Source organism: Flavipsychrobacter stenotrophus (assembly GCF_002954265.1).
GTDB lineage: Bacteria > Bacteroidota > Bacteroidia > Chitinophagales > Chitinophagaceae > Flavipsychrobacter > Flavipsychrobacter stenotrophus.
Window position 1 is genome coordinate 378,390 of record NZ_PPSL01000002.1, and the last position, 26,335, is coordinate 404,724.

General features: G+C 45.1%; 24 protein-coding genes. 10 read left to right on the forward strand and 14 right to left on the reverse strand.

The window, feature by feature from the left end; translation table 11 throughout:
• Positions 1-2: 2 nt before the first annotated feature.
• From CJD36_RS06695 to CJD36_RS06730, 8 genes are all read right to left on the reverse strand, one after another.
• Positions 3-1,142: a DNA polymerase III subunit gene (locus CJD36_RS06695; protein ID WP_105038364.1), complete on the reverse strand. Its 1,140-nt coding sequence runs from the start codon at positions 1,140-1,142 to the stop codon at positions 3-5.
• A gap of 307 nt (positions 1,143-1,449) precedes the next feature.
• Positions 1,450-2,499 carry a glycosyltransferase gene (locus CJD36_RS06700; protein ID WP_133162529.1) on the reverse strand — a complete coding sequence of 350 codons (1,050 nt, stop codon included), beginning with the start codon at positions 2,497-2,499 and terminating at the stop codon, positions 1,450-1,452.
• A 385-nt stretch (positions 2,500-2,884) separates the two neighbouring features.
• Entirely contained in the window at positions 2,885-3,874 is a 990-nt protein-coding gene (locus tag CJD36_RS06705) for a glycosyltransferase family 4 protein (RefSeq protein WP_105038366.1), read from the reverse strand.
• 68 nt (positions 3,875-3,942) lie between these two features.
• Complete coding sequence (locus tag CJD36_RS06710) at positions 3,943-4,530, reverse strand: hypothetical protein (protein WP_105038367.1); 588 nt, start codon at positions 4,528-4,530, stop codon at positions 3,943-3,945.
• Between the two features lie 792 nt (positions 4,531-5,322).
• Entirely contained in the window at positions 5,323-6,018 is a 696-nt protein-coding gene (locus CJD36_RS06715; RefSeq protein WP_205685566.1) for a DUF4159 domain-containing protein, read from the reverse strand.
• Positions 6,002-6,730 (reverse strand): RsmE family RNA methyltransferase, encoded by a 729-nt coding sequence (locus CJD36_RS06720; RefSeq protein ID WP_105038368.1) that lies wholly within the window; start codon positions 6,728-6,730, stop codon positions 6,002-6,004. The genes CJD36_RS06715 and CJD36_RS06720 overlap by 17 nt, the downstream gene beginning before the upstream one ends.
• Positions 6,731-6,754: 24 nt before the next feature.
• Positions 6,755-7,333, reverse strand: coding sequence for a sigma-70 family RNA polymerase sigma factor (locus CJD36_RS06725; RefSeq protein ID WP_105038369.1), 579 nt, complete (start codon positions 7,331-7,333; stop codon positions 6,755-6,757).
• 316 nt (positions 7,334-7,649) lie between these two features.
• Positions 7,650-8,744, reverse strand: a complete 1,095-nt coding sequence (locus tag CJD36_RS06730; protein WP_105038370.1) for a glycosyltransferase — start codon at positions 8,742-8,744, stop codon at positions 7,650-7,652.
• Between the two features lie 27 nt (positions 8,745-8,771).
• On the opposite strand from CJD36_RS06730, the gene CJD36_RS23205 reads away from it, so the two are divergent.
• The 5 genes from CJD36_RS23205 (at position 8,772) to CJD36_RS06750 (ending at position 11,782) form a co-directional block, all read left to right on the forward strand.
• Positions 8,772-8,918 carry a hypothetical protein gene (locus CJD36_RS23205; protein WP_161499232.1) on the forward strand — a complete coding sequence of 49 codons (147 nt, stop codon included), beginning with the start codon at positions 8,772-8,774 and terminating at the stop codon, positions 8,916-8,918.
• A gap of 12 nt (positions 8,919-8,930) precedes the next feature.
• Positions 8,931-9,170: a hypothetical protein gene (locus tag CJD36_RS06735; protein ID WP_105038371.1), complete on the forward strand. Its 240-nt coding sequence runs from the start codon at positions 8,931-8,933 to the stop codon at positions 9,168-9,170.
• A gap of 428 nt (positions 9,171-9,598) precedes the next feature.
• A complete protein-coding gene (locus CJD36_RS06740) occupies positions 9,599-10,357 on the forward strand; it encodes an alpha/beta fold hydrolase (RefSeq protein WP_105038372.1) in 759 nt (252 codons plus the stop codon).
• 109 nt (positions 10,358-10,466) lie between these two features.
• Positions 10,467-11,123 (forward strand): CBS domain-containing protein, encoded by a 657-nt coding sequence (locus tag CJD36_RS06745; protein WP_161499233.1) that lies wholly within the window; start codon positions 10,467-10,469, stop codon positions 11,121-11,123.
• Between the two features lie 74 nt (positions 11,124-11,197).
• On the forward strand, positions 11,198-11,782 hold the full coding sequence (locus CJD36_RS06750) for a DUF3109 family protein (RefSeq protein WP_105038374.1): 585 nt from the start codon (positions 11,198-11,200) through the stop codon (positions 11,780-11,782).
• A gap of 87 nt (positions 11,783-11,869) precedes the next feature.
• Here the strand turns inward: CJD36_RS06750 and CJD36_RS23210 are convergent, their stop codons facing one another.
• Entirely contained in the window at positions 11,870-12,028 is a 159-nt protein-coding gene (locus CJD36_RS23210; RefSeq protein ID WP_161499234.1) for a hypothetical protein, read from the reverse strand.
• Positions 12,029-12,289: 261 nt separating this feature from the next.
• Between CJD36_RS23210 and CJD36_RS06755 the strand changes: the two genes are divergently transcribed.
• Together CJD36_RS06755 and CJD36_RS06760 are read left to right on the forward strand one after the other, a co-directional pair.
• A complete protein-coding gene (locus tag CJD36_RS06755; RefSeq protein WP_161499235.1) occupies positions 12,290-13,687 on the forward strand; it encodes an aspartate kinase in 1,398 nt (465 codons plus the stop codon).
• 158 nt (positions 13,688-13,845) lie between these two features.
• The gene (locus CJD36_RS06760; protein ID WP_105038376.1) at positions 13,846-15,441 is read left to right on the forward strand and encodes a T9SS type A sorting domain-containing protein; all 1,596 of its coding nucleotides are present in this window, start codon (positions 13,846-13,848) and stop codon (positions 15,439-15,441) included.
• A gap of 181 nt (positions 15,442-15,622) precedes the next feature.
• On the opposite strand, the gene ccsA is transcribed toward CJD36_RS06760, so the two are convergent.
• Entirely contained in the window at positions 15,623-18,169 is a 2,547-nt protein-coding gene (gene ccsA, locus CJD36_RS06765; protein ID WP_105038377.1) for a cytochrome c biogenesis protein CcsA, read from the reverse strand.
• 172 nt (positions 18,170-18,341) lie between these two features.
• Positions 18,342-18,737 (reverse strand): cytochrome c maturation protein CcmE domain-containing protein, encoded by a 396-nt coding sequence (locus tag CJD36_RS06770; RefSeq protein ID WP_105038378.1) that lies wholly within the window; start codon positions 18,735-18,737, stop codon positions 18,342-18,344.
• A gap of 288 nt (positions 18,738-19,025) precedes the next feature.
• On the opposite strand from CJD36_RS06770, the gene CJD36_RS06775 reads away from it, so the two are divergent.
• Positions 19,026-19,850, forward strand: coding sequence for a T9SS type A sorting domain-containing protein (locus tag CJD36_RS06775; protein WP_161499236.1), 825 nt, complete (start codon positions 19,026-19,028; stop codon positions 19,848-19,850).
• A 160-nt stretch (positions 19,851-20,010) separates the two neighbouring features.
• On the opposite strand, the gene CJD36_RS06780 is transcribed toward CJD36_RS06775, so the two are convergent.
• The 3 genes from CJD36_RS06780 to CJD36_RS06790 form a co-directional block, all read right to left on the reverse strand.
• Complete coding sequence (locus CJD36_RS06780) at positions 20,011-21,318, reverse strand: YHYH protein (protein ID WP_105038380.1); 1,308 nt, start codon at positions 21,316-21,318, stop codon at positions 20,011-20,013.
• A gap of 15 nt (positions 21,319-21,333) precedes the next feature.
• Entirely contained in the window at positions 21,334-22,344 is a 1,011-nt protein-coding gene (locus CJD36_RS06785; protein WP_161499237.1) for a cytochrome-c peroxidase, read from the reverse strand.
• Positions 22,345-22,533: 189 nt separating this feature from the next.
• Entirely contained in the window at positions 22,534-23,985 is a 1,452-nt protein-coding gene (locus CJD36_RS06790; protein WP_105038382.1) for a T9SS type A sorting domain-containing protein, read from the reverse strand.
• A 135-nt stretch (positions 23,986-24,120) separates the two neighbouring features.
• Here CJD36_RS06790 and CJD36_RS06795 point away from each other — a divergent pair, with 135 nt between their 5' ends.
• Together CJD36_RS06795 and CJD36_RS06800 are read left to right on the forward strand one after the other, a co-directional pair.
• Positions 24,121-25,503 (forward strand): porin family protein, encoded by a 1,383-nt coding sequence (locus CJD36_RS06795; protein ID WP_133162530.1) that lies wholly within the window; start codon positions 24,121-24,123, stop codon positions 25,501-25,503.
• A gap of 220 nt (positions 25,504-25,723) precedes the next feature.
• A complete protein-coding gene (locus tag CJD36_RS06800) occupies positions 25,724-26,332 on the forward strand; it encodes a DUF445 domain-containing protein (protein ID WP_105038384.1) in 609 nt (202 codons plus the stop codon).
• Positions 26,333-26,335: the final 3 nt, after the last annotated feature.

Consider the following 26,335-nt stretch of genomic DNA (forward strand, 5'->3'; position numbering starts at 1 on the left):
GTTTATACCCCCGCCGGTAACGGTTTGTTGGTCACCATATACTGCATACGTAAGGCCATAGCCAGGAGTTGTGTTTTGGAATGGGCGTTGCGCTCTATGTAGAACATGGTGTCTGTGATGGTGCCGATCATCTTGTCGAATGCATCGAAGGTAGTCTTTGTGGCGGCCAGTTTTCTGACGAACTGTGCTTCTGCTTCGGGTAGAGACAATGGCATGTCGGGGGTATAGCGTGCTCTTATTGCCTGCTCCAGCAATTGAATGATGTAGTGCAGGAAGTTTTTTTGCTGCTCACGGCCTGCCTTGGACCATTCATCGGCAAACTTGGTAAGGGCTATGCCGTTGTTGGTGAAGATGGAGTTGAAGAGGTCTTTTACACCGGGGAACAGGTCGTTATCGGTATGGTTAGACAGGCGCAATGCTTCGGTATAGCTACCCATAGCTATGTGGGCTATTTGTGCGGCACGTGTAGGGTCTGTTACTGCACGATAGGTCAACGCCTCGGCAATGTCTTTAGGGTGCAGCGGTGCCAGCTTTACAGACTGTGTTCGCGATAGTATGGTAGGTAGTATGTCTTCCAGATCTTCTGCTATGAAGATGATAGTGGTGTCGTGTGGCGGTTCTTCAATGAGCTTCAGCAGGATGTTACCTTCTTTACGCAGGTATTCGGGGCGCCAGATGATCTGCACCTTGCGGCCGCCTTCGTATGATTTGAGGTTGAGGGTATCTATGATCTCGCGGCACTCTTCGGCTACTATGTTGCCCTGCTTGTTCTCGGCATTGATGTGTTGCAGCCACTCGTAAGTAGTGCCGTATGGGGTTTGTTGTATGAACTCGCGAAACTCCTGGATGTAGAGCTTGCTCATCCCCTTATTACCAGGCTTTGGTGGTATGGTAGGGAATGTCATGTGCACATCGGCATGCTCCAGGCGAGATACCTTGCGGCAGTTAACGCAATGTCCGCAGGAGTCGTTTTCGGTCTTTTCGGTGCAGAAAATGAATTGTGCCAGTGCCAGCCCCATGGGTAGGCCGCCGGTGCCCTCATTGCCAACCAGCAGCAATGCATGCGGAAACACATTGTTGTGCCACATCTTCGTCAATCCTTCTTTTGCCGGTTGCTGCCCTACTACGTCTTTGAATAACATGGGTACAAATTTAGGGAATATAATGGCTCAATTGTGGAATGTGGCAATGTGAAAACGAAGACGTTGCTTATGGCATTTTTGTTTAGGTTGGCATATACAATTATGTCGCCCTTTCAGAGGGCTTGTTCGTATGATCCTAATAAGTGTTGCCAGCCTATATAGGAGTACGCCCTTACAGGGCTTTGTGTTAGGTGGTTTGAGACGTAGGGCTAACGCCCTACGCTATTGAGTCAGCTCTTTCAGAGCTATTCATTGCATACTCATCCTTACCTTAATAAAGTTCCCTTCAACCATTTAAAAATGTAGGCTAAACTATACTCATCAAGCTATAAGCGGCTATGAGCGGGCTTTGTTTTTTGGAAAGTTCATGTCCACGCTCGCCCATGAGGAGGAGTTCTTTATCGGTGGCGGACATGAGCCGGATAATGGCTTGTTTGAGGCTTTCTTTATTGCCGCTTTCGAAGATGAAGCCGTTGTAGTTGTTGACGACCATATCATCGGCTGCGCCAACGTTGGTGGAGCAGATGACGGGGAGACCCAGCATGGCAAATTCATGTACCACTACGCCCCATGGTTCTTTGACGCTGGGCAGGCAATAGGCGGTCCAGTCCTTGCTGTTCTCAGCCAGCTCTGCGCCGCTCATAAAGCCTTTGATATTGATAAATGGTTCATTGGCAGAGATCTCATCTCCGCTGCCCACAAGGGTGAGTTGCCAGTCGTTATTGAGTTCTTTGCGGGCAGCAAGGAATGCATCTATGAGTATGTCTATACCTTTTGTTTTGGCGAAGCGGCCGGCATAGACGAGGTTGTGCGGAACACGCTGTTGTTTGTGGGTCCTGTTCTTTTCATATGCGCCTGCAAATACGCGGCTGTCTGCTGTGAGCAGGTTGCTAATGATGCGTTCGTTGGGGTAGCCCATTCTACGGGCAAATTCATATTGCCTGCGGCCGGGCACCCAGAAGTAATCGAAGTATTTACCGTAGAGGCGATGGCTCATTATGGCAGCCAATTTTTGTTTATTTGTACCTTCCCACTGGTTGTCGCTGCCGGTTACGATCTTACATTTGCTCCAGCTCTTCATGTCCATGATGCCTTCGAGGTAGAGGGCATCCATGCGGCCGGAGACGTACATGATAAAGGGATCGATGCGTTTGAGGAAGGCGATAATGGATTGTTTATCGAATGCAGATCGTTTATGAAAGGTGATGCCTTTTTCGTTTTCAGGGACAAACGGGGTGCGTTTGTTCTGGTCCCAGCTAATGCACTCCACCTCTACGTTAAATTCTTCCACAAGGGCCCGCATCACCGATATGGCATAGGGCATTATCTCAGAATACAGGTAAACGATCTTTTTCAATGTTGTGTTGTTTAATGTTTCATTCAATTTAATTCACCCGCCGATTGTTGCGACCCTAAGGGGCGCTGTGTTGAAGGCTGGTATTTTGCTACAAAACTTTTGACCCTACGGGGCAATGACAATTAATGTAACAAGTCTCTCACTTCTCTTACTTAGCTATGTCGCCCTTACAGGGCTAGGGTTCTGTAGTCATTTGTTCGAGGGGTTGAAACCCCTCGCTATTTATGTCGCCCTTTCAGGGCTTTATGTTTAATAAGGGAGCATCCTTATTGCGTCAAAACGAGTACGTCCTGATGTTGTTATCACCCCCGATTTTGGGCAAACTACGTTGCCCAAAATAGTCCCCTTTTAAAATAAGAGGGGAATTGTTGCTTAGTGCATAAAGTTACAACCTACTCAACTCTTCATACACTTCTGCGTACTGTTGTGCTATGATTTCGTATTGATAGGGTGTTATGTTTTTCAGGCCTTTTTGTACTACTTCATTATATAGTCCGCGATCATTAATTAGTCTGTCTATTGCTGCGCCAATTTCTTCCGGCTTTGTTGGGTCTACCAGTAAGCAGGTGTCTTCGGCCACTTCTTTCATGGCGCCGATGTTGCTTGTAATTACCGGTCGACCAACCGATTGCGCTTCAATGATGGGCATGCCGAAACCTTCATAAAATGAGGCCATAAACATGATGTCACATTCTTTATAGCGGGTATATACTTCTTCGTCAGTTAGCTTGCTGTAGAGTGTATGGGCAATGCCATAGTCTTTTAGTTTTGCCGTATCAGCATCTGATGGCCACCCGATAATATCGAGGTGCACATTTCTGCCTTTAGCAGCTTCAAGTAAGCCATTGAGGTTTTTATGCACCCCGGTTCCCATCATAAGGATGCGTGGCACATTATGCAACTGAGTTTTTTCTGAATATTGAAATATGGGCTTTACCGGATCGTAGATGAGCCTTATTCTGTCTTCGGGAAAATTGAAGTATTCAGTGAGTTTGTTGTAGGTAAATTTTGATACAACGGTAACTATATCCACATATTTGAGTGGTAGCTGAAACCAGAATAGCTTATAGATGAGGAAGTGTAGCTTACTTCTGTTCTTCAATGTGTCGTAATGACCCATGTCGTGAACAGTAAGTATGTTTTTCTTTCCCCTAAGGCCTAATGCCAGGAAGTTGACATCACCGGTGATGTGATTGATTACATCAGCATGTTTGCCGGCCAGCATGGTATTCTGATAGCGGGATAGTGCAGGATCGCAATAAAATTCTTTGATCTCTACTTTCCCTTTCAGGCAATCTTTTACTAACCTGAATATACCTTCTATAGAAACTCCTGTTTTTCTTGGCTCTCTGTAGAAGTATGTTACTGACTGCATATGTAATTAAATATTGGAACGCGGGCTAAAGATAGAAAATAATTTTGCGGCGGGCGGTTATCAAACTATCAATCCTCAAAACCCAGGTTTTCGGGCAGGCGTTTTTGGGAGGTGTCGCACATGACATCAGTAACAACGATGGTTGACGGACCAACTTCTTCGAAGTTGATATCATCGAACCATACCTGGCCGGGGCCGTGAAGCAAGGCGCCAAAAGTGATCTTAGATGCGTTCAATGGTACGTCCAGCTCTATAGCGTATTGTGTCCAGTTCGTATTGTTCTTGATCGGGCGATCGTGCATGTTATCGAATGATATTGGCTCTTTACTGCCCTCTTTATCTACCCTGAGGTAGAAGCCCGCCCATGCTGTTACTCCACGCGACTTCATGTAGCCGGTCATTTTTATCCTTTTCCCTAAATAGTTTTGAGACGATATAGTTTGTATGAGTGAAGCGTATTCGTCTCCGAAGTATTCTTTTTTGCTCGCGCGTATAACGCCACAGGCCTTGCCTTCGTGGCCGTTGATCTTGAAAAGTCCCAGCTCATATTTGTCGGGGGCAGAGCCAGATATACGCCATCCTTTAGGGATGAGGAAGGAGCATAAAAATACTATTATGCCTATAAATAGTAGATTAGCGGGTAGGCTGTTTTTCATACTTAAAGTTACCGGGAATAATGTGATTTTTTATGGGTTGGCACGCTAGTGTTACGTGTCGGGTTGGAGATCTGATAAAGATGTCGAAAAGTTACTAAAGCCCTTAGATAAGGGTAACCCCTGACGGGCAATGTCCCTTTTTTGTTAGGTTTTACTACAAACCGCTAGACCCCAGGGGACATATAACGAGCTGTTTTACTCTTTTCGAACACTTGTGGTTCGAGACCCGATAAACTGTTTAGTCAATAGAGCGCTGTGTTACGTTTTGCGATAGTGGAGGTTCGGAAGCGAGACGCTTCCATGAATGGGACGAAGCGGGACGCTTCGACCAGTGGATGAGGCTCTTTCAGAGCTAGTTCATTTGCTTATTTCAATGACATTGCCTGACAGGGCAATGTCCCTTTTTTGTTAGGTTTTACTACAAACCGCAAGTTCACAGGGGATATATAACGAGCTGACTCGCCCTTTTCGAACACTTATGGTCGGAGATTCGTTAAATTATGTAGTCATGAGCGTGCTAGGCTAATTCTCACGACGGTGAGCGTCGAGTTGCGAACCTTTGTTTTCGGGAATCGGGAGATTCCCTACCGATAGGACGAAGTCGGAAGACTTCGTCCAGCGCAGGGACGCTGCCATGAATGGGACGAAGCGGGACGCTTCGTCCAGTGGGAATGCTACTACGTACTCAAAGATAACCGGCCCGATGAGCCAGTCGGGAGACTGGCAACCGCCAGGACCCCGAAATAATCGGGATAAACTGCGACAGAGTCTACGCCCAGCACCTTGTCTTTACTATGGTGCTACAGGCACATCTGCTTTTTTATCGGCACTGCTGAAGACGTATTGTACGAGGTTGGCACCCATTTGCAGGGCGGCTATGTGTTTTTCGGGACTGTCGTGGTGTACCTCGTAGTCTTCCCAACCGTCGCCAAGGTCGGTCTCGTAGCTGTAAAAGCATACCAGGCGCCCCTTGTAAATAAGGCCATATCCCTTAGGTGGCTTGTTATCATGCTCGTGTACCTTAGGGAGTCCATTAGGGAAATTGAACTTCTGGTGATAGATAGCGTAGGTAAATGGCAGCTCTACCAATTCCAGTTCGGGGAATACCTTCTTTAGTGCCGGGCGAACATAAGGATCAAGGCCGTAGTTGTCATCTATATGCAGGAATCCACCCGCTTCAAGGTATTTACGCAGGTTGGTAGCTTCGGCATCGCTAAGCGCCCAGCGGCCATGGCCTGTCATGTGTACAAAGGGATAGTTGAACAGCTCGTTGCTACCTACTTCTACCCTTGCTTCCTGCAGGCTGAAAGTAGTATGCAATTGCTCATTGCAATAGGCTGCAAGATTCTTTAAAGAAGTAGGATTGGCATACCAGTCGCCGCCGCCATTGTAGACAAGAAGTGCCAATTTTATATTCTGTGCAGACACCTGCATGCTTATGAACAAGCAAATAAATAAAACGCAGTATCTCTTAATCCTTCCCATCATTGATCATGTTAAAATGCGCACAAGCTGCTATGGCTGCGGTTTCTGTGCGTAAGCGCTGGTTGCCCAACGTCACGGGTTTAAAACCATAGTCCATACACAAACTTACTTCATCAAATCTGAAATCCCCTTCAGGGCCGATAAGTATAACAGTTTCTGAACTTGGTTTTAACATTTCTGCAAACGGGGTTCTTGGCTGCTCACTAATGCAATGGGCAATGTACTTGTCTTTGATGTGGCCGAACTTTTTTACTACCTCCGCAATGGTCATCATGTCAGACAGTTCGGGCATGTAATCCTGTTGCGATTGCAGCAATGCCGATGTCAACAACTTCTCCCAACGTTCCTGCCTGAAATGTACTTTCTCAGACCGTGCGGCAGAGATAGGTGTAATGGAGGCAACACCCAACTCAGTAGCTTTTTCAAGCAGCCATTCGTTGCGGCTGTTGTTTTTGGTAAATGCCACGCAAAGGTGCAGGCTGTGCTGCTTATGTTCGGAAAGAGTAACCTGCTGCAGTACTACATCGCACCTGTGTCTTTCGGCACTTCTGATGGTTCCTACCGCAACATTTCCTTTACCGTCGGTAATCCTCAGCTCATCACCTGCTTCCATTCTCAACACCTGCCATATATGTTTGGCCGTTGCATCGTCGAGGGTTATCGTTTCGTTTTCTATTAACTTTCCATTAAAATAAAATCTAGCGAGATTGGGCATCCTGCAAAATAAAGAAAAAATTTATTAACGTAAAACCATTTGGTTATCAGTTACCATTTTTCTCAAATTAAGAAGTGCATAGCGCATTCTACCCAAGGCAGTATTGATACTTACACCTGTAAGTTCTGATATCTGCTTGAAACTCTGATCGGCATATATGCGCATTACTATAACTTCTCTCTGCTCCTCGGGTAGTAATTCCACCATTTTGCGTACGCTTTCGTGTACCTGGCGGGTCTCAATACCATCAGAAGCCATATCGCCGGCACCAAAAAGTACGGAGATATCCTGTCCGTCGGGCAGGGAGATAGGCACTTGCTGGCGGGAGCGGCGGAAATGATCCATACACAAGTTATGACCCACTCTTATAGCCCATGGCAAAAATTTGCCCTGCTCGGAGTAGCGGCCACCTTTTATGGTTTTAATGATCTTTAAGAAGGTATCCTGAAAAATGTCTTCGGCCAGGTACTTATCTTTCACCAACATGTATATAGAAGTATATACTTTGTCTTTGTGACGGGTGATGAGTACTTCAAGGGCTCTTTCATTACCTTCTGTATAGGCATGGGCTAACTGGGCGTCAGAATACTGGGATAACTGCATAAATCTACTTTTTAGAACGTGGCATATAGGGGTGCCAACTGTTGTTTGCAATAATGTTAAAGTAGAAGTATGTTCGCTATAGAAGAGATTTTAAGATTAAATACGATGCAAAAAAGTCAAAAAAAACGACACTACCAAAATTAAATTAACACTTCAGAATGTCGTTTTTTAACTGTTCCTATATACTAAGACGACAAATGAAGAAGAAACGTTAGTAATTTTCTAAAAAAATGTTGAAGATTTTTATTTCGAATGTTTTATCGCCGTTTTTAATCAATAGTTTATAAAGTATTAGAGCAACTGAGGCGTAATAACCCTAATCCATTCGGCTGAGCCATTCCTCTAAAATGGGTTTATAAAGCTGGTATTTGTCGCTGAAAAGCGCTGAATGGCGGTTCATGTGCGCAAAAGCGGGCACCATTTTGGGGAGGTCTATGTTTTTCTGCGTTGCAGCCATGAAAAAGCGGGATTCGGAGAGGTAGGTAGCGAGATACTCCTGTTCGGTTTGTCCGGGAGTGGGAATAAGTATGCCACTCTTGCCAAGTAGCATAAGGTCCATAATGGTTGAGTAGCCGCTGCGGCAGACCACCACTGCAGCACCCTGTATAACATGGGCCAGTTCAGCGCCACCCAGCCGGGCATGGTACGTTATGTGACCGGGAATATCGGCAGGTGCGTTTTGCTCCTTTCCTGCCACAAAAACTACTTTACCGGTAAAGGCTTTGGCCTGCTGCCAGAGTATCTTTTCCAGGATAGATCTTTGCGGTTCGGGGCCGGAAAGCAATATGAGCAGATAGCCATCCCAATTTCTTTTAGGTCCGGCATCCTGAAACTGTGATAGCAGGCCAATATACTGAGCATCTAGCGGCAGGTGCTTAGGGTGAGATAGTTGTCCGCCGAGATTGATATCGCCTTTCACATCGGGTACCCAAACCCCGTCGAATTGTGCCAGAAATTTATAATGCAGCTTCTGTATCAACCGGTTGGAACCCTTGCCCATTCCTGTTTGCACTTCCAACTGATGCGTGATAATGATGGACGGTACGCTCTGGTGATGCAGGCCATACCTGTTGTCTGATATAATACCGTCTATATTGAGTTGTTTTATGTGGCGCTGCAGCCATTGCTCTTCCCTTTTTATAGCGGCACAGATTGAGGGAACACTACCCAGCAGGCTTATCTTACCCAGCTTGTCGTGTGCGGAATAAGTGACATTATAGCCATCCAGATGAACGGTTTCTATATCGCCATAAATATTCTCAATAAATGACCGTTGCCAGTGGTTGCAAGCCACTATAACTTTGTGACCCAGCGCTTTGAGGTGGTTTATGATGGGAATGCAGCGCGTGGTATGCCCAAGCCCCCAGTCGAGTGGCGCCACCAATATTCGCTTGCTTATATTATTGCTCAATAATTTCCCTATTTTTACAAAACTAGTATGAAAAAGAAGATAGGGAGAATAATTATTTATACTTTTTTAGGATTTGCGTTGGTAGAACTAGCAGAAGGTTGTGTAAGCGCCAGTAAGAAGTGCGGCTGTGGCAGCGACCTGATGAATGCTTACAGGCGCCCGAGAAGAAGATAAAAACTGTATTATATGTGGGAGAGACAAAACACGTGGATCCATTACGTTAAGAACATCATTGCTGCCGATATTTCATCAGCCATATTTTTGGCTTCCTTCCTGCGTCGCAGCAATATGAACAAAAGCTACATTGCCCACCTTGAGGCCATAGACCTGCAACGCTATAAGGCGATCAGCAAACAAAATAAGGTGAGGGCCGCGCTCAACGAAGCAGCGAGTACACCATTTATCTTTTTTGTAGGGAAGAACTGAGGAGTCTGAACCAATCCGCGTCTATAAACATCCGACACCTTCGGCATCGTTTTCCTGAGTTAATGCCAAATCTATAGACATCCGATACCTTCGGCATCATCGCAAGGACTCAAATGTCATATTGTCTGCTTACATTTTCATGTCGCCCTTACAGGGCTTATGTATTGGATATTTTCTGTACGTGGGGTTGAAACCCCTCGCTATTTATGTCGCTCTTTCAGAGCTTGCTCCCTTGCGTTAGGGTAATGACACCAATAGAGCCGAATGTTGATATACAAATAATGAAAATCAAACGAGTAATTGTTATGAATGGGCAGATAAAAGTATTGTTAAGTGCATGTATTCCGGTACAAGCCCAACTTTCTTTTAATTACTTTTGTCGTTTTTGGCCTATTATCTTATTTTAGCAGAATAGCACAACTAAGTGAATGGAATACGAAATTAAACATTCTGGAAAATTCAATTACCTCGAAGAGGGTACCGGCGAGCCATTAGTACTTCTGCATGGCTTGTTTGGCGCATTGAGTAATTTCAAAGACCTGGTCGATCATTTTAAACAATCTTACAGGGTAATTATACCATTATTGCCTCTTTTTGACCTGACATTGCTGGAAACCAGCGTTGCCGGCCTATCGAGGTTTGTGACTAAGTTTATAGATCATCAGCAACTTAAAGATGTGCACCTACTGGGCAATTCACTAGGTGGCCATGTGGGTCTGGTGTATGTGTTAAAGCATCCTGAAAAAGTAAAGACCATCACGCTTACCGGCAGCTCGGGCCTGTTTGAGAACGGCATGGGCGAAACCTACCCTAAGCGTGGTGACAGAGAATATATACGCAAGAAAACAGAACTTACGTTTTACGACCCTAAAGTAGCTACCAAAGAACTGGTTGATGAGGTATTTGAGATAGTGAACTCACGAATGAAGGCGCTGAAGATCATATCATTAGCGCGCTCAGCCATCAAACACAACCTGGGTGATGAACTGAACACGATAACTACGCCTACGTGCCTGATATGGGGTAAGAACGATACGATAACGCCACCAATGGTAGCCGAAGAGTTCAAGACACTGATCCCTAATTCGGAACTGCACTGGATAGACAAGTGCGGGCATGCGCCGATGATGGAAGTGCCTGAAGAGTTTAATAAGATCCTTGCCGAGTTTTTGAACAAACACAAATAACCTGCATTGTCAGCCGAGTGACATAATACTGTACCAAAGGGTTTGGAAGTGCAGTCTGGCTTTCAATTTGTGATACACTAACTATAAACGAAACCCGAGGGATATGAGCATGACGCGGTTAATTTCACCTTTAGTACCCACCTTATTACCCACCGATACCGGCAGTAAGGCAATGGAGCTGATGGAAGAGAATAAGTTGACAGAATTGCCTGTGGTAGTGGATGAAATGTTTGTGGCACTGGTAAAAGAGGACGACCTGATAGATATGGACGACCCTGAAACAGCACTACAGGACACGGGCTTATTACTTACTTACAAGCCGGCTATACCTGCTTCGGCACATCCTTACGAGGCTTTACGCCTGATGACACAGATGGAGCTTGATGTACTGCCCATTGTAACCTTTGAACAGAAGTACATTGGCGCCATAACAGGGGCAACCATGCTGAAATACATTGCTGATGGCAGTAGTATTGAAGTAGCCGGAGGCATTATAGTACTGGAAATGGAAGCACGCAATTACAGCCTTTATGAAATAGCGCGTATTTGCGAAAATGAGGATGTGACCATTATGAACTCGCAGGTATACACTACACCGGAAGGCACGATGGAAGTGACCATAAAGACCAACAGAACAGCTTTGGAGGCAGTAGTATCTTCCCTGGAAAGACATGACTACCGAATAAAGGAAGTATTTGGCGACCAGAAGAATATGGAAGATGTGATGGGCAAGTACAACCTGCTGATGAATTACCTGAATATGTGATAAAAGGTAAAAACTTAAAAGTAAAAATTGAATACCGCACCTGTTATTGCGGAAAGAATTAAGCATAGAAACTAATGATAGCAATAGACCATGTACTGCTGAGCGATGAGATAGTTGAAGAGAACTTTCTTTGCGACCTTAATAAGTGTAAGGGCGGGTGTTGTGTGGACGGTGATTGCGGTGCGCCGATAACGCACGAAGAGTCTATGATCATTGCCCAGTTATACCCCAAGATAAAACCACACCTGGAGCCCGCCTACCTTGATGAGATAGAAAGACAGGGTACTCATACTACTGATCCTGAACATGGGTTAGTGACACCAACCGTTAATGGCGGCATATGTGTATATGGCTATACTGATGAGCTTGGCATTGTGAAATGCGGTATAGAGAAGGCCTGGAAAGAAGGACATATCAACTTCAGGAAGCCGATCTCTTGCCACCTGTTCCCAATACGCATTGTATCTAACCCCGGCTATGAGCTGGTGAATTATGAACCAAGGCAGTCTTTATGCAAACCCGCATGCAAGCAGGGCAATAAGCTAAAAGTGCCTGTCTATAAGTTCCTTAAAGACGCACTCATCCGTAAGTATGGAGAAGAGTTTTATGACACTCTTTCGGCTGTAGCAGACAAGATGAAAGCAGACAAAAAATACTAGCAATTCTAACCAATATATTAACGGCAGAGCGTGCGAAACGCTCTGCCGTTATGTTTTAATGTAGGATCTCTAGTTCTATCCACCATATCAATGGCGGCCGCGACCGTAGTGATGACCATTATCATGATGTCCACTGTGTCTTTGGTAGTAAGTACCACCGCCTCTGTGAGGTGTGCTGATAAGGCAAGAGGTGAGGTTCATGCTCACTACCATTATTGCTATGAGTATCATTAATTTTCGTTTCATAAAATATCTTATTGATTAAGTACCGTGTTACTTAATCAGTGTGATGAAAACCATGCCACGCAATATGTCCGTTGTAGGGTTGCATATACGGAGGTGTGATGCCAGAGTTGTTTCGCCCCTTTAGGGCTTTGTCATTAAAGTAAGCGAAGGGTGCCTAACCAGACATCCGATACCTTCGGCATCGTTTCCCAATTTCCATCTCATTTTGCTATAAACATCTGATACCTTCGGCATCATGACATGGAATTAGCACCTTACCGTATGGTACTAACCTTCATGGCTGCTAACCTGACAATAGCAACACTTCCTGCTCACTTTGGTTATAAGGTTTTGGAGCATCAACACCATTTAGTTACTAAGCAAATCAGCCATTATTTTTATTATTTTTACAGTATGCGCGTATTTAAGTTTGGAGGTGCTTCTATAGCTACCCCCGAAAAAATGGAGGCCTTGCTTCCGATCATCAGTAATGAACATGAACCTGTACTACTTGTTGTATCTGCATTGGGTAAATCTACCAATGCACTGGAAAAGATAGTAAACGCCGCATGTGCAGGAAATAAGAATGAAGCTATACATCTTGCGGAGCAGCTGGAACTGGAACACCTGGACTATGCCCGCGCGCTGCTGGATGAAACCCATTTTATTAAAGCCGCAGACGCACTTCATACCTACTTCAATGAGTTGAAAAGAGGGATCAAACTAGCAGACAGCAGCCGTTATGATTTTTCTTACGACCAGGTAGTGTGCCTGGGCGAGATCTGCTCTACCCTACTCCTGCATTTCTATCTTGTACAGAAGGGGCTCCCGTTTGACTGGGTAGATGCGCGTACCGTTATTCGCACAGATGACACTTATAGAGATGCCGGCGTAGACTGGAATTACAGCAAGCAACAGGTGCAAGCAGTTATAGGCCGTAAAATGAAGGCAGGCAGATCTATACTCACACAGGGATTTATAGGCGCTACTATCAACGGAGATTCTGTAACACTGGGCAGAGAAGGATCGGACTACACAGCAGCAATGCTGGCGGCAATGCTACAGCTGGAATCTGTGACCATATGGAAAGACGTAGAAGGGTTCCTGAATGCTGATCCAAAGATGTTTTCCAACACGGTAAAGATAGAAGCACTCTCTTATAACGAGGTGATAGAAATGGCGTTCTACGGCGCGCAGATCATACACCCCAAAACCATAAAGCCACTACAGAACAATAACATACCGCTCTACGTAAAGTGTTTCCTTGATCCATCGCTTAGCGGCACTACCATACAAGCAGAAGTAACAGGCATCAACTACCCTCCACTTATTGTACTGAAGCACGACCAGGTATTGCTGCAGGTAACATCCCGCGACTTCTCTTTTATAACGGAAGATAATCTGAGCAGGCTGTATGCCTTGTTCCATGCCAAAAAGATAAAGGTGAACCTGATACAGAATGCCGCCATCAGCTTTGTAGCATGCATAGATAACCGCGCAGATAAGATAAAGGACCTGACCGAAGAACTAAACAAGGACTATAAGGTATTATCAAACGAGAACGTAAGCCTGCTGACCATACGCCATTATACACCTGAAGTGGTGGAACAGCTCACCGCCAACAAGCAGATATTGCTGAAGCAGGAAACGAGGAAGACACTGCAGGTGGTGATGAAGTAATATCGAACAGAATTTGAACGCATATTCCCGGTTAGCTAAGATTAACCGGGAATTATTTTTTGTGCGGTCTAACATATCGCAGACTTATTACGTCTAAATAGATACAGCGTACTTTATTATTGTTTAATATTGACTATCAATCACATAAAATTGTCACTATGAAGAAATGGCTACTTATTCTTTCCGTATTATTTACCGGCATAGCTAATGCCCAGAATTATCAATGCCTGCAGTTCGGGCCAAAAAATTACTTTACTAATGGTGATGGTTATTTACGGGGTATAAGGATAGACTCCGTGAGTGTGGTGGGTAGTGATACTATTTATCATGCGTTTCATACGCCGAGGCTTGCGAAGTATATGGACGGAACTAGCCTGGCAACTGTATCTGACACAGATGGTGGCAGTTGGTTAGGTAAAAATGTGGTGCAACAGACCAATGGTGTATGGCAGTTTGATAATTTGTGGCATGATACAGTTTTTATCAACACACAAGGTGCGCTAGGTGACTCATGGCCGTTTTTTAATGACACTACCGACATCCATTATACTGCTACTATTACTGCGGTAGACACCATGACCCTCTTGGGAAGCCTTGACTCCGTGAAAACAATTACTATAAATGCAGACTCGGCAGGGATTCCCCGGCTGACTGATCCGGTAAACAATTTCAAAATAATTTTGAGCAAAGATCATGGCTTTGCACAGGTTTTTGACCTCTATACTTTTCCTTATCACCAACCCAACCTGCAATCTAACATTATGGATCTGGATTATTATCTGGATCTGGTGGTAAGAAAAATAATAGGTGTTGGTGATGCCTGGGTGGCACCCTATCACGGTGATTTACCGGATACCATTAATTCCGTATTCAAGCTTATCCACCTACATAACCCTACTCTGAAAGATGTGTACGATTATGCAGTTGGAGATGTATACGAGACCTTTTATGAGAAAGACCAGAACGATATTTACATGCTCTTTCACAATGAATATGTAGATACTGTAGTATCTGCGCATCATACGCCAGATTCGTCAACCTATTCCATTCAGGATCATTCCAGCGAAGAGTATTACTATTACGGAGCTCCTCCAACTCCCGTTTTTACCAGCCACTCAACTCTTATTCCTTCTGGTTATGATACCACTTTGTTATTCAATGAAAGTCTCATGCCCGAAGAAAAAGGTAATCGGCATACTTACCACTATATGCCTGAGATGGGGCCCGATTCGGCATACTGCCCGATAAAGGGGCAGTATGTTGCTTCTGTGAATGAATTGGTTTGCTCGGGCCCGACATGCTATATAAATTTTACAGCAAGTCATCACGGGTTTGATTATACATTAATGGCGTCGCGTGATTCGACTTTCTATATTGGGTATGGACTATGGAGTATAAACTACAAAGATGCAAATACAGATATAGACCAGCACATTACCTATTACTACAAGGGCGGGGTAGTTTGTTTCGGAGGATTTAAATGGTTGAACGGCATCAATGACATAAACGCTCCTATAACAGAAGTCCAGCTTGTGCCTAACCCGGCCAATGAGTTATTGACGGTAAAAACGAATATTACCGGAGGGTACACGATAAGTGTAACGAATATGCTGGGGCAAACGGCCTTGTCTATACGCGCATTAAATGTAGAAGAGAAAGTAGATATCAGCCAATTGAGCACCGGGCTTTATAATGTTACTATAGCTGACGATCAGGGCAACCGTATCAATAGGAAATTGGTGATAGCACATTAATAGCATTATTCATTAACTAGTACGTTTTTGTACAAAAACAACTTATGTGGAGCCGCAAGATCTTGCGTCTCTACGTACGCTAATAATCTGGTGACTGAAAACGACTTCTGTGGAGACGCATAATTACGTTGCTACGTACTTAATGCACTGGTGTCCGAAAACAACTGCTGTGGAGACGCAATTATGCGTCTCTACCAGAGGTGAAATTCGTTACTTTACCGGGACCTTCTGTTCTACCAGTTTGTCTTTTGAACCGCCCATTGTGAGGAGCTTGGCCGAGGCTGATGAAGAAGCCGATGACCATTATGATAACGCCTAACCACAGTACATTGATGTATGGGAATACCAGTGCTTTGAGGACTATGTAATCATCCATCGGGTTGGTTTGTTTTACCTTGATCTCGGCGGATGCGGAGTCGGCTGATTTTACGATGATGTTTTCCAGCCTTGCATACAGATCCATAGAGTGTACGGTATCTTCTATACGGTATACCGACTCCCTGTTGTGTACTACATAGATAGGTGCCATCTGGTGTACGCCACCATACATGTCATGAACGGTAAGATTGGCTGAGACTGCAATATCATCCGGTCCGCCCACATAGCGCGGGTCTTTTACCTCGCGGGAGAATCCGTTGAAGATCATGAAGCCATTGTCGAGATAAACGGTATCGCCGGGCTTACTAACAAAGTTACTCTTGTAGGTGCTGGTGTCAGACTTGGCTTTATCTGTTGCCATGCTGATGTAGGTAAATATATCCCTGTTCCAATAGTGCTTGGTAGACGGATTGGCACTCAGGCCGCTCTCATTGCCCTTAGGATTGATAAAGGCATCAGGGTAAAGCATGAACTCTTCTTCCACCTTCTTAGCGGCAGAATCGAGGCGTTCGAACTTCACCTTGTAGTATACTCTTCTATCCTTACCCGGCACACTACTATCGCCTATGTAAGTGGCGAAGTAATCGCCCATGGCCACGCCCCTTCCCAATGGTAGCAGCTCGTTTTCACGGCTTTCAATAGCTTCTTCTTCGGCAGTATTTTTATTGAATGTAAAAGCTTCACCGGTCGTATTGAGTGATATAGCATGCTTGTTGTAAGACGAAAGCAGGATACCCAGCAACACAGCACCGAAACCAAAGTGCGCAACGGAAGGGCCGAGGTTCTTGAACTTCAACTTCTGTATAACAATGCCATATGTAAGACTGGCAACGATAGCGAAGCATGAAGTAAACAGCATTACCGAGTATTGAGGTGTAGTTATTTTCTGTCCGTAACCAATGGCCAACGACATAACAGCTGATATAGCGGTAACAATACCAATTCTCTTCCACAGGGTTTTGGCATCGGTATTCTTATACTTCATGAACAAAGTAAGGCCGGAAAGGAGTCCAATAATAATGGCTATCCACACCTGCTGATTGTTATAATCTCGCACCAGGTTGGTAGATGGTGCAAAATCTTTACCGGTTATTTTCTTGGCCAATGGCGCCCATACAGGCAATGAAGTAATAGTAATGATCATTACCGCTGAGATACACAGTACCGCAGAGCCTATGAACATCCAGAACTCGCGGGATAATGTTGCTTCTTCGCTCTTGATGCGTGGCAAGGTCTTCCAGCGCCATGCCAGCAGACCAATAGCTATAGCCAGCAGCAACCCTATTACTGACAGCAGGTGGTAGGTAAGGGCTTCGCCATCACCTGTAAACGCGTGTACGGAAGTTTTACCCAATATACCAGTGCGGGTAAGGAAGGTAGAGTACCAGATGAGCAAGTGCGACAACATGAGGAATATCAGTGTCATGGTGAGTGCCCTGCCTGTACTCTTGAAAATAACCAGGGTATGCAGACCGGCTATAAGCACCAGCCAAGGCACAAGGGAGGCGTTCTCTACAGGATCCCATGCCCAGTAGCCACCAAAGTTGAGCGACTCATAAGCCCATGCACCACCCATGATGATACCTGTACCCAATACCGCACCACCTACCAAAGACCAGGCAATAGTAGGCTTTATGAATGTTTTATAATCACCCTTCCACAATGCTGCAATACAAAACGCGAATGGTATAAGCGACAATGCAAACCCCAGGAACAGGATGGGTGGATGGATGACCATCCAGTAATTCTGCAGGGATATGTTGAGGCCATTACCATCTTTGATAAAGCTCATGTAGTTAGGTGTGCTGAATATCGGTGCTTCCTGCATGGCATACCGCAGTAACTGGAATGGTGTGCTACCTATTTTGATGCTGTCACCAAAATATAAGCCCAGCAGCATGGTACCCAGTATTACCTGCGTCATGGCAATGATGGTCATGGTGCGGGTTTCGAGTGTTTTGGCTGTGCGCATCACTACCAGGCCCAGTATGCTGTGCCAGAACATCCAGAGCATAAAGCTGCCCTCCTGCCCTTCCCAGAAACACGATAGAAGATACTTACCCGGCAGATCGTATGAGGAATGCGACCAGGCATAGTGGTATTCAAAAAGGTGATTGGTAATGATGTAGTAGAGGGTAACAAAGATGGATATGATGGCGGCAGTATGCAGCATAAACCCGCCGCGGGCCATTTTGAGCCAGGCATTATTGCCCAGCGGATCTTTTTGTTCCTGCCTAACCGCGTTGAAGTAACTGAATGTGCTGAACAGCGCCGCTACAAAAGAAGTGATTACAAAGAAATATCCCAGTTTCCCGGGCATCAGATGCTCTCCTAAAAATTCTGCAGCCATTTTATAAGTAAAAATTTAAAACCTGCCTGCCGGCAGGCAGGGTGAAAACTTAAAAGTTGTTTCATCAGCATACTATCATGTATAGTTTTCTGCCGTAAAACATCAAAATTGGTTGATCGCTCCTGAAAAATCAAATGCAATAACCTATAACCGTATTGAAAGCAGACATATATTATGCACCCTCTCCTACAACCATATCTTTCTTGTACTTAGACGGGCACTTCATTTGTATACCGCTGCATACAAACTTATTGTCCTGCATGTATCCCTTCATCACGAGCTGTTCTGACTTGTCGATATCGCGTGGAGGCGCACCGTTGATGAACACAACCTGCGTCATGTTACCGGCTTTATCTTTTGCGAAGAAGGTAAACTTGTTAGGATCGGTCTTGGCATCGTAGTTAATGCCCTTTGACTTATCAAAAAAGCCTATAACATGGTAAGATTTGCCGGGAGTCTTAGCGGCAGAACCAAATGTCTCGTACGTGCTGAAATTGATGAATGTGGCAGAAATACCTGCTATAGCCACTACAACCAATAACAACAATGCAATATGTATCTTTTTCATAAAAATCTATGAGCTACAAAGTTAAGGTAATCGGGGGAAGTTCATTTCTGTAATATTTTTTTAACATAACCCAAGAAAACAGAATGTGAGCGCATTTTGTTTCATGAACATAGCTGACAAAAAACTCATCCAAAACGGGGGAAACAAATACTATCTCGTTTATTCCAGCAGGTAGTGACGTTTGTGAAAGAGTAGACGATGCTTACATAAATGCGGGGGACTGCCTCTTTAGTAGAGACAGTCCTTTTTCTATTAAAAAATTTAAACCCGTATCTTTATAGAACAGGTATGAACAAAATATACATCATATTATTTTTACTGCTGGCTTTTGGGCCGTGCGATGCACAACCTGCCAATGGATCAGTAGCGCCCGACTTCACTTTTACTGATATCAATGGAGTGTCGCGCCACCTTTATAGCTACCTGGATTCAGGCAAGTATGTAGCGCTGGATATTTCAGCTACCTGGTGTCACCCATGTTGGGACTATCATACTACAGGAACACCCGATAGCTTGTATACATTGCATGATATGCCGGGTGATAATACTTGGCGGGTATTTTTTATTGAGGGAGATGGTTCTACCAATTCAGCAGACCTGAACGGCACAGGCACCAGCACACAGGGCGACTGGGTGACCGGCAGTAACTACCCTATCATAGATCCACCAACAGGCGTGGCGCTCAGCGATTTTTTATCGGGTTACAATATCAATTTCTTTCCTACACTGCTTATTATTTGCCCCAACAGGCAAGTATACCAGGACACACTGAACACGGGCGCAAAACCTATGGTAGCCACCTGGGAGTATGCAGCTGATAAATGTGGTACACTTGGTGTGAGCAATGAAAGGCAGGCAACAGCAATGTCGGTTTACCCTAATCCTGTGGCTGACAATGCAACAATACATTGTTGGCTAAAGAATGCCGCCGATGTGAGGATAACAGTGGCCAATATTATGGGGCAGGTAGTTTTGGAAGAAAGTTACGGGCCGCTGGCGGTTGGTGACCATGCATTGGATTGTAATACAAGTATGCTAACATCGGGGTTGTATTTTTTTACAGTGTATGAAAATAATATAGGCCGTGCGCGGGTAAAGGTGGTGGTGGAGTGATGTTGGTGGGTTTAGAGGCTGCGTCTGGCATGTGTGGCTCATGTTATGTGGAGACGCAATTATGCGTCTCTACCACTTGCCGTGAATAATATGTCTCAAAAAAAGCCGGAGCAATGCCCCGGCTGATTGGTTATGAGTAGTCTGTTTATTCTGTGGTCTGTTATTGTTGGATAACCAGTTTCTGCACTTCAGCAGCGCCTGTTTGCTTATTGAAGCATTTTACAAAGTACAGCCCTGAGCTTAAGTTAATGTTGATGTCCATGTTGTTTTTATCAATGGTGGTTGATAGTACTGTTGCGCCTAACTGGTTGTAGATGACCACCTCTGTAAATGCATCGGCTGTAGTAACAAGCGATATATGATCGGCAGCAGGATTGGGATACATGCTGAATTTTGTTCCGGCAGCAATAATATCTTCAATGCCGTTGGTTATGGGACTAAGGCAAGACGTAACACCTGCAGGCATAGACAGCGACGTACCCATGCCAAAGTTGCCCTGGTCGGGCTGACCGTAGTAGTAGATGCCAATGTAGTAGGGGAATGCCGCTGCACCGGTAGCATCGGTTGTAACAAAGTAAGCGTAGGTGCCGGCAGGATATTCAGGAGTACGACAGAAGCGGCCATTGTATTCATCAACATCGCCGCCATTAGTAGAAAGCCACTCGTAGTCCTCACAATAAGTACCGATAGGGTAAGTAGTGCTCACATCGGGGCCGTATTGCGCTGATGTTAGCACAGTCCCATCGGGCAGCGTGTGGCGGGTAGTAATGCTACGCATGCTGTAGCCCGACTTCATACGGGTAACACCACTTGTTGAATCCATGGGGTTAGTGTATCCATAAGGACCGTAAACAGGATAACCATCAAAGGCAAAACCAACCAGCGGTGAGTGCTTACCTGCGGGCGTGTTCCTGTAATACCTGTAAGGTGTAGTGTGGGTATGGTAGGCTCCCTGCTGCTGCGGATGCGCGCCAAAAGCGGTATCCAGTACAAAGCCTTCAGACAGTCCTACTTCCACATTCCATATACCTAGTCCACCCGGACCGCCAACATTGGCAGTACCATTCCATGAGTTGGCATTGGTCAAACCGTAGATAGGAATACCGTTAAGTAACGAGCCGATGGCACCTACCTTTGGCGATATTACTTTGGTGGTAGCCACTACCGGATTGCGGGGAAAGCGGAAGACATAGTTTTGTGCCAGGCAGCTTCCGGGGTTCATGTACTTGCCCATATTGTCGGTAAGCCCCTGCGCTCTCACCCATATAGAATCTGTGGAGTAACACATCTTCAATACATCGGCTGAGTCGGCAGAGTTGGTGAATACATACACGGGCGGTCCACTGGTTGCGGTCTGATTCCAATAGCTCCCTAATTTACCATTCAGGTTCATGGTCCATGCGCTGATGTTGGCCTGAGCATTGGCCAGGGCGGGGCTTAATAGCAGTAAGAATAATAACTTCTTCATGTGTACTTCTGTTGTTTAATTATTAACGAACTCAAACTTTTTATTTTTCAGAAACTCTTCATCAGTAAGCGTCTTCAGGAATAGTATAATATCTCCTTTGTTCTGCTCGGTAAGCATCAATTTCTTTTGCAGGTGAACAGATAGTGTGCTACTCTGCTGCACATGTTCTGAATACTGGAATAACACCATCTGCAGGTTGCGGAAACGACCATCGTGCATGTAGGGATAAGTGACCTCAATATTGCGCAATGTGGGCACTTTGAACTTTAGTGAATCGCCTGCATTATGCGTTATCTTAACCCGCCCACCATCGGCCAGCGATTCGTCTACAGCCAATCCATTATTTTCGAACTGCCCATTTGTAAACAACGGCTCTTTGTGGCATGCAGCGCAATCTTGTTTGAACAGTGCATAGCCATTTGCTTCCCTCTTTGTAAATGTGTCTGCGCCATTCATTACCCTGTCGTACCTGGCATTGGCGCTTACCAGTGTGAGCATAAACTGTGAGAGGCTTTGCATGATCATATCCACTGTTATCAGCGAGTCGCCGAATGCCCTGAAAAACAGATCGGGATAGTTGCTTGTGGCCTTCAACTTTGCCACCACATGTTCCATTGTTTCATCCATCTCCAGCGGATTAGTGATAGGTTTCTGCGCCTGCAGATCGAGCTGCGTTACAGAGCCATCCCACATAAAACTATTGCTCCACGCCAGGTTCATCAGCGCAGGTGAATTGCGCGGACCTATCTTACCTTCTATGCCATGACTAAGGCTATGGTCGGTATGTGCAAAGGCCGTGTATTGTGCATGACAGCTATTGCAGGATATGGTATTATCCCGGGACAATAATGTTTCATTGAACAACCTTTTACCCATTTCTACCTTTTGTGGATCTAACGGATTTTTCTTGAAATTATAAGCGGGTTTAGGCCAGCCTGCAGGCACCACAAACCGATCGGCAGGCTTCCTGCTGAACGACAATAGCCCCAATGCCATTACCACCCCTATAATGATCCACGTCTTCATGCTTACCATTCTTAGACGGCTCAACAGTGTTTTTCCTTCGGACAGACGGCATTCTTTTTTTGGAAGGAACCGATATTTTTTGGATGAAAAATAATACCCATTCATTAAACGATGACAATTATATACTTGAGCAAAAAAAATGCCCTCTCCGGGTGGAGAAGGCATTTCATAAATAGTAAGGAAATCGAATTATTCTATTATCAGTTTGCTGTAATAGCTTTTACCCGCATCATCGCCCATTACAAAATAATATGCGCCGGTCGCAATACCTGGTATTGAGAAGACAGCCGTACCATTCTTTAAAGATGGTACTAAGGCTATATTTCTACCCATATTATCGGTAAGGTAAGCATAGGTTATTGTGTTGATCTTGCCCATTGGTACCGTGAAGTTATCGCTGGCAGGATTTGGATAAATGCTGATCATTTCTTTGCGGCTAATATTGGCAACAGATACAGGTGTGTAAGTACCTTTTATGTACATCACCTTGCCTGTATTATCATCTTCCCACACCACATGTATTTCCCCGCTCTTCATGGCCACGTCGGCATTCATAACACCGCTACCTGTAGCACCGGGTAGATTGGTATAGCCTGAAAGACCACCCAAAATATTACTGGTAAAAGAGTATGCGATACCATTGCCGGAAGAGGTGTTCTGCTTCCATACTGCAATTGCACTATTACCCACGTTGGCAATGCGGGGATAGTTTTGAGAAGATAGGCCAGTGAACATACCTGTTATCTTTTTCTGTGCGGTGACTGCAGTCATGGTTGCAATGTTTGTTTTGCTCAGGTAGACATAAGGCATACCAGATGCGTTGCTCATGAAAACAGTGTAGACGCTATCACCCAATACAAAACCATCAGGCCCGCTCGATGGGCAGGACATGATCATCCAGTTAGAAGTATCAGCCACCCTATTGTTGTAAAATGAAGCTCCGCTGTTGTTGGAAAGGCCCATCCATATATCGCGGATATTGCTTAGGTTATTCCTGAATAAAACCAGTGTATTGGTATCTGATGAAATGATCGATGCGGGGCAGCAATCGCAAACATCGCCGGAAGCACCGCTAGCCAACGCATCGGGTGAAAAGGTCATTCCGTAATTGGCGGATCTTGTTACTACATATCGCGCATCTGCAAATGCACTATTGAATTTCATGAACGCTATCTGCGGATTACCTGTCTTAGTGGTTGTAACTATAGGGAAGCGGGACATGTTCGTATCAATGTTGTCTATTCTCACTGTATCGGAGAAGGTCATCCCGCCGTCATAAGAATGGGTGAGGTACATGTGGTTCATGTTCATATTTTCGGGAGAACGCTTCACAGCCACGTAAATAGTATCGCCAAATGCAGCCATATCAGGCCCCGCCCACGATTGTGCAAATACATTTATTCCTCCGCTCACTGTCACAGGAGTAGTAAATCCTGTACCGTTCCATTTGGCAAATAATGCTTTTGTATCTGTCTGTCCCCAAAGTACATATGGGCTGCCGCTCCTGTTCAGCGCTATCCGCGGATGCAGGTTAGCACCTGTTGCTGTAGTTACAGTAACGGGTGTGCCCCAGGTTATAGTCTGGGAAATTGCGCTTAATGCGGGCAGGGTAAGTGCCAGTAGTGTAAAAAGTCTCTTCATCTTTTCGGTTTTATTAAAACAAAAATAATGCATTCGTCATGATATAAAAAGTATATTTATGGGTGCTTAGCCATTTAATTGGTGGTAAATGCCTGGTGGTACATTTTTGATGTGTTGTTCTTTAAGTTAATATTTATGAGAACATTATCCTTTCTTACCGTTCTACTATTATTGTGCTGCATGTATGCAAGCGCACAATATGACACCCGTATCAAACACATACCCAAGCACAAGCCGGCAGACTCGGCAGAGTATGATGACGGCGAGGAGGAAATGGACGATGACATGGACATGAGCGACCAGCCCAAGAAAATGAAATCCATGCCCAGTGCATTATCACTATATCTGCCCATGAACAGAAACGGATCGGGCACCAGCTGGTTGCCAGATGCGGCGCCAATGTATGGGTACATGATGCACCATAAGGAATGGATGTTCATGTCCCATGGAGATATCTATATAAGATACAACAAACAAGACATTACCAATGCAGGCAGCAGAGGTGGCGATAAAATAGATGCCCCAGATATGCTGATGGGAATGGCACAAAGAAAAATAGGGACGAAGGGTTTATTGCACTTTAATGTGATGCTGTCTACTGATGCTATAATAGCGGGAGGTAGCGGGTATCCACTGCTCTTTCAAACAGGCGAGTCGTGGAAGAACCAGCCTTTGGTAGACCGCCAGCATCCTCATGACCTATTCTCCGAACTATCGGCAAGTTATTCATATGCCCTATCAGATAAGTCTGACGCGTTCATTTACATTGGCTATCCCGGAGAGCCTGCACTGGGGCCCGTAACGTTTATGCACCGTACATCGGGTATGTTTGGCCCCGACGCCCCCATAGGGCACCACTGGCAGGATGCTACACATATCACCTTTGGGGTGGCTACGCTTGGTATACGTTATGGCCGGTTCAGATTGGAGGGGTCTTCGTTTACAGGCAGAGAGCCTGATGAGGACAGATACGCATTTGACAAACCAAGGTTTAACTCTTTTAGCAGCAGACTATCTTATAACCCAAGCGCCAACTGGGCTATACAGGTATCATCCGGGTTTATTAAAAGCCCTGAAGCGCTGGCACCGGGTGAAGATATTGTGCGCACCACTGCGTCTGCCACTTATGTACATCCTATGGGTAAGAATAAGTTTGTTTCCGCTACTGCGGTATTGGGACAAAATCTTATTGACGGACAAGACGCATCTAACTCTGCCCTACTTGAGGCAACTTTAAAGCTGAAGAAACTGGCATTGTATACCCGCTACGAATTTGTACAGAAAACAGGCGAAGAACTGAACCTGCCGGGCATTATTTACCGCCTTGATAAGCAATACCCTGTTCATGCACTTACACTTGGGGGCAGCTATGATGTGTACAGCTTTAAAGGTGTGACCATGGCGGCCGGTGCGCAGCTAGCCGCGTATAAAGGAGACAAGGCGTTAAATTCATTGTATGGAGAAATGCCTATATCGGGCGAGGTCTTCCTTCATTTTTATCCGAGATTGATGAACTAATACGAGTTAGACATTAAAAAATCAAGGTTGTGTTGGGCGCGAACCTACGGCTCGCGGATCAGGAATAGGCCCTGTATACTACAAACCTTTTGCACCTACGGCGCAATGACATGAATTGTATTTCTAATTTTGATGCTTAACCAGCACAACAGATTATAACGTATTTATTGCATCACCTTCACTTACCTTTGCAACCGTTTTACTTACGATCATTATACCTATGCATAGTTTATCATTCTGGGCACAGCCCTTTGTTTCTGCATTTATTGGTTGGTTTACTACGTGGCTGGCTTTTTACATGCTGTTTCACCCGCGTAAGCCCATTCACATTTTCGGGTTAACGATACAGGGGATCTTCCCGAAGCGGCAGCATATATTTGCTCAGAAGCTGGGTAGCGTAGTGGCCAATGACCTTTTGAATGCAGCTCAAATAGCCGAAAAGATTAAGGACCCCGATCAGCTGGCTGCGGTAATGCCGGATATTGAAAAGCATATAGACACGTTCCTCAATACACGCCTGAAAGAAAAGATGCCGGTAATCTCCATGTTTGTTGGGCAGGGCATGCTGGAAAAAGTGAAAGAGGGACTGATGGAGGAAATTGAAATAATGCTGCCTGAAGTGATCGGCAAATATGCAGATAACCTGGTGCATAAAATAGATGTGCAAAAGATGGTGACTGATAAGGTTGCGGGCTTCTCATCAGACAAGCTGGAAGAGATACTGGCCACTGTGATGAAGCGCGAATTCAGGCTTATTGAAGGCATTTGCGGTGTGTTCGGCTTCCTGATAGGATTGATACAAATGGGATTGAGTTTTGTACATTTCTAAGCC

Excerpts from the sequence above, each read along its gene's own strand:
- CJD36_RS06775 (WP_161499236.1), top strand. The coding sequence starts at position 19,026 with ATGAACAAAATATACATCATATTATTTTTACTGCTGGCTTTTGGGCCG.
- CJD36_RS06780 (WP_105038380.1), bottom strand. The coding sequence starts at position 21,318 with ATGAAGAAGTTATTATTCTTACTGCTATTAAGCCCCGCCCTGGCCAAT.
- CJD36_RS06755 (WP_161499235.1), top strand. The coding sequence starts at position 12,290 with ATGGTACTAACCTTCATGGCTGCTAACCTGACAATAGCAACACTTCCT.
- CJD36_RS06705 (WP_105038366.1), bottom strand. The coding sequence starts at position 3,874 with ATGCAGTCAGTAACATACTTCTACAGAGAGCCAAGAAAAACAGGAGTT.
- CJD36_RS06735 (WP_105038371.1), top strand. The coding sequence starts at position 8,931 with ATGTGGGAGAGACAAAACACGTGGATCCATTACGTTAAGAACATCATT.
- CJD36_RS06715 (WP_205685566.1), bottom strand. The coding sequence starts at position 6,018 with ATGATGGGAAGGATTAAGAGATACTGCGTTTTATTTATTTGCTTGTTC.
- CJD36_RS06740 (WP_105038372.1), top strand. The coding sequence starts at position 9,599 with ATGGAATACGAAATTAAACATTCTGGAAAATTCAATTACCTCGAAGAG.
- CJD36_RS06760 (WP_105038376.1), top strand. The coding sequence starts at position 13,846 with ATGAAGAAATGGCTACTTATTCTTTCCGTATTATTTACCGGCATAGCT.
- CJD36_RS06800 (WP_105038384.1), top strand. The coding sequence starts at position 25,724 with ATGCATAGTTTATCATTCTGGGCACAGCCCTTTGTTTCTGCATTTATT.
- CJD36_RS06695 (WP_105038364.1), bottom strand. The coding sequence starts at position 1,142 with ATGTTATTCAAAGACGTAGTAGGGCAGCAACCGGCAAAAGAAGGATTG.
- CJD36_RS23205 (WP_161499232.1), top strand. The coding sequence starts at position 8,772 with ATGAAAAAGAAGATAGGGAGAATAATTATTTATACTTTTTTAGGATTT.
- CJD36_RS06795 (WP_133162530.1), top strand. The coding sequence starts at position 24,121 with ATGAGAACATTATCCTTTCTTACCGTTCTACTATTATTGTGCTGCATG.
- CJD36_RS06790 (WP_105038382.1), bottom strand. The coding sequence starts at position 23,985 with ATGAAGAGACTTTTTACACTACTGGCACTTACCCTGCCCGCATTAAGC.
- CJD36_RS06750 (WP_105038374.1), top strand. The coding sequence starts at position 11,198 with ATGATAGCAATAGACCATGTACTGCTGAGCGATGAGATAGTTGAAGAG.
- CJD36_RS23210 (WP_161499234.1), bottom strand. The coding sequence starts at position 12,028 with ATGAAACGAAAATTAATGATACTCATAGCAATAATGGTAGTGAGCATG.
- CJD36_RS06745 (WP_161499233.1), top strand. The coding sequence starts at position 10,467 with ATGACGCGGTTAATTTCACCTTTAGTACCCACCTTATTACCCACCGAT.
- ccsA (WP_105038377.1), bottom strand. The coding sequence starts at position 18,169 with ATGGCTGCAGAATTTTTAGGAGAGCATCTGATGCCCGGGAAACTGGGA.
- CJD36_RS06770 (WP_105038378.1), bottom strand. The coding sequence starts at position 18,737 with ATGAAAAAGATACATATTGCATTGTTGTTATTGGTTGTAGTGGCTATA.
- CJD36_RS06725 (WP_105038369.1), bottom strand. The coding sequence starts at position 7,333 with ATGCAGTTATCCCAGTATTCTGACGCCCAGTTAGCCCATGCCTATACA.
- CJD36_RS06720 (WP_105038368.1), bottom strand. The coding sequence starts at position 6,730 with ATGCCCAATCTCGCTAGATTTTATTTTAATGGAAAGTTAATAGAAAAC.
- CJD36_RS06710 (WP_105038367.1), bottom strand. The coding sequence starts at position 4,530 with ATGAAAAACAGCCTACCCGCTAATCTACTATTTATAGGCATAATAGTA.
- CJD36_RS06785 (WP_161499237.1), bottom strand. The coding sequence starts at position 22,344 with ATGAAGACGTGGATCATTATAGGGGTGGTAATGGCATTGGGGCTATTG.